Source organism: Mesorhizobium sp. M7A.F.Ca.US.006.04.2.1, from assembly GCF_004022915.1.
Lineage (GTDB): Bacteria > Pseudomonadota > Alphaproteobacteria > Rhizobiales > Rhizobiaceae > Mesorhizobium > Mesorhizobium ciceri.
Window position 1 is genome coordinate 1 of the sequence record NZ_RZQA01000849.1, and the last position, 2,749, is coordinate 2,749.

The window sequence follows — 2,749 nt, forward strand, 5'->3', positions numbered from 1 at the left end:
CAGCAGCGCGGTCAACCTGCTCAACATGTCGCTGCTTTCCGACATGCTGCCGGCGCAGATGGCCCGCGTTGCCGGGCTCGGCGTGCTCGGAGGCTTCGCGCCGCTTCGGGCTTTTTTCATGCGCGAGGGGCTTCGTCCCGGCAGCGGTTTTGCCGCGCTTGCCGGCGGGTTAGGGAAACAGGTCCGGCGCTAGGATATTGTGCCGGATCAGGTAGAGCAGCCCGGTAACGGTCACGACCGACAGGCAGGTAGTGATCAGCACACTGGCCGACGCTCGCTGTACCCAGACGCCATACTGCTGGGCGATGACGAAGACGTTCGTGGCGGTCGGCAATGAGGCCAGAAGCACCGCCGAGAAGACCCATGTCTCAGAGAAATTGCCGATCCAGCTCAGCACGACATAACAGAGCAACGGGTGCAGGATCAGCTTCAGCGCGGCGATCGGAACCATCTCATGCGGGACGCGATTGAGCGGCCTGAGCGCCAGCGTGACGCCCATGGCAAACAGCGCGCAAGGTGCGGCCGCACGGGAAAGATATTCTAGAAATCGCTCCACCGGCACGGGCGGTCGAAAGCCGATATAGGCGGCGCCGACACCCAGGGTGGTTGCGATGATGAACGGATGCAGCACGATCTTGCGCACGACGCCGAGCGCAAGCCGGAGAGGAGTGGTCTTCTCGTCGCCAGACAGCGCCATCATCATGGGCGCGATGGCGAAATGCATGATGTTCTCGAAACAGAAGATCAAGGCGACCGGCACAGCCGCCTCCTCGCCGAAGGCCAGCAATGCCAGGCCCGGTCCCATATAGCCGATATTGCCATAGGCGGCCGCGAGCGCCTTGATGGTCGATTGCGCTATCTCGCCGCGCGAGGTCAGGACCGACCCCATGAACATCAAGGAAAATATCATGAAGGTCGAGACGACCGAGCCGAAGATGAAGCGCCATTCCGTCAGGTCTTCAAACGGCGTCTTGGCAAGCAGCTGGAAGAAAAGTGCCGGCAGCGCGACATAGACGATGAACGTGTTCATCCAGCCGAGCGCGTCCAGCGGCTGCCTGGTGATGCGCGCCACCAGAAACCCGACAAAAATCAAGCCGAAGAACGGAAGAACAAGACCGATGACGTCAGACATTTTTATGCTGGTCCGAAACCCTGGCGCCGGGCTAGCCCGTTGCTTAATAGGGCGTCAAGCGCCTCGGGATTGAATTGATGCGCGGTCTGCGCCAAATAAGCTCAAGGAATTCAGTGGTGAGTACGATGAAAACAGCCAAATTCGCAATCGGACAGGTGGTTCGCCACCGGCTGTTTCCATTCAGGGGCATCATTTTCGATGTCGATCCGCAATTCGCCAACACCGACGAATGGTACGAAGCCATCCCCGCCGACGTGCGGCCGCGCAAGGATCAGCCTTTCTATCATCTGCTCGCCGAGAATTCGGAGACCGAATACATCGCCTACGTCTCCGAGCAGAATCTGCTTGAGGATCAGTCGGGTGAGCCGGTCCGGCATCCGCAGATCAAAGAGATGTTCGACAAGAGGCCGGACGGCGGCTACCAGCCGAAACGGCAGTCCACGCATTAGCCTGCTGGAAGACAATCACAAAAAAAGCGGGGCATGAACCCCGCTTTTTTGTTGGCTCGGCGATATCGGCCGATCAGTTGGCGGTCTTCGCCTTGTCCTGCTCTTCCTTGAGCTTCTTGGCGAAATCCTGGTTGTTCTTGGCGACGAAGTCCTGAAGCTTCTTCTGCCTGTCCTCGATGTCCGACTGCTGCAGCGCCGGGCCGTCATAGGCGCCGCTGAAGCCCTGCAGGGCGATCTTGATCGGATTGGGCTGGTTCTGGAAATTGACGGAAGTCAGCGTGATCGCCTGGCCTTTCTTGAATGCCGCGACGAGCTGATCGGTCAGCGGCACTTCGGCCACGCAACGATCCGGGAAGCAGATCACATAGTCGAGCTTCTGCGCCTTGCCGGTGTCGATCTGCAGGCCGATGCCGGGAGGCACCAGACGGCCGGTCGGAACCGTCACCTGGAACACCTTGCGGTTCACCTTGCCCTTGAGCTCGATCAGGCTGACGCCGGTGACCAGCTGGCCATTGCCGGCAGTGGTGATGTTCTGGACGTTGCAGATGTCGACGTCTTCCTGCTTGGTGCAGGCCTTGAACCAGCCTTGCGGAATCTGCTGCTGCTGCTGCTGTGCGGAAGCGGCGGGAAGCCCTGCGCCGAGAAAGCCGACCACGCCAGCGGCCATGACCGACAGGCGGGACGCGTTGCTGTTCAGGCTCGTCATGTCGTGCACTTCCTCTCAAATGATCCCGGGACCGGCTTCTTCGTGCCGTGTGGTCCAGCTACCTGTTGCCGAAATGAGGCAACAGAATGACTTCGGAGGGCGTGTTACACTGCAAGCGAGGCCGAATCCAGCCCGGCGCCTGCGATTCTTGGCCGTGCGATTTGGGCCGTGCGATTTGGGCTGATGTATCTGGCCGGAGCGCGGTGGCGCCATGCTAGGGTGCAGTCCGAATCATCAAGCCGCCCAGTAAGGAGACGGTCATGGGCCGCGTTCTTGTTTGGCTGATCACCGCGATATCGTTTCTCGCCCTTTCGCATCAGCCGGCCGCCTCGGAGCCGAAGCACGCCATCGCCATGCAGGGCGAGCCGGCGCTGCCGCCCGACTATACGCATTTCAACTACGTCAATCCCGACGCGCCGAAGGGTGGCTCGATCACCTATTGCGTCGTCGGCAGCTTCGACA

The 2,749-nt window shown here is 60.5% G+C and carries 3 protein-coding genes and 2 pseudogenes; 3 read left to right on the forward strand and 2 right to left on the reverse strand.

Annotation, left to right across the window (positions count from 1 at the left end; genetic code table 11):
- Positions 1–193: pseudogene (locus tag EN925_RS31090) on the forward strand (UbiH/UbiF family hydroxylase); the annotation flags it as partial.
- On the opposite strand, the gene EN925_RS31095 reads toward EN925_RS31090, so the two are convergent.
- Positions 170–1,132 carry an AEC family transporter gene (locus EN925_RS31095; protein WP_128337176.1) on the reverse strand — a complete coding sequence of 321 codons (963 nt, stop codon included), beginning with the start codon at positions 1,130–1,132 and terminating at the stop codon, positions 170–172. The pseudogene EN925_RS31090 and the gene EN925_RS31095 sit on opposite strands and share 24 nt — an antisense overlap.
- 125 nt (positions 1,133–1,257) lie before the next feature.
- Here EN925_RS31095 and hspQ point away from each other — a divergent pair, with 125 nt between their 5' ends.
- Positions 1,258–1,581 carry a heat shock protein HspQ gene (gene hspQ / locus EN925_RS31100; protein WP_027161605.1) on the forward strand — a complete coding sequence of 108 codons (324 nt, stop codon included), beginning with the start codon at positions 1,258–1,260 and terminating at the stop codon, positions 1,579–1,581.
- A 73-nt stretch (positions 1,582–1,654) separates the two neighbouring features.
- Here hspQ and EN925_RS31105 read toward each other — a convergent pair whose 3' ends face one another.
- Positions 1,655–2,287 (reverse strand): invasion associated locus B family protein, encoded by a 633-nt coding sequence (locus EN925_RS31105; RefSeq protein ID WP_128337177.1) that lies wholly within the window; start codon positions 2,285–2,287, stop codon positions 1,655–1,657.
- Between the two features lie 260 nt (positions 2,288–2,547).
- Between EN925_RS31105 and EN925_RS31110 the strand changes: the two are divergent.
- Positions 2,548–2,749, forward strand: a pseudogene (locus EN925_RS31110) (ABC transporter substrate-binding protein); the annotation flags it as partial.

Coding starts and splice junctions, on each gene's coding strand:
- EN925_RS31095 (WP_128337176.1), bottom strand. CDS start 1,132: ATGTCTGACGTCATCGGTCTTGTTCTTCCGTTCTTCGGCTTGATTTTT.
- hspQ (WP_027161605.1), top strand. CDS start 1,258: ATGAAAACAGCCAAATTCGCAATCGGACAGGTGGTTCGCCACCGGCTG.
- EN925_RS31105 (WP_128337177.1), bottom strand. CDS start 2,287: ATGACGAGCCTGAACAGCAACGCGTCCCGCCTGTCGGTCATGGCCGCT.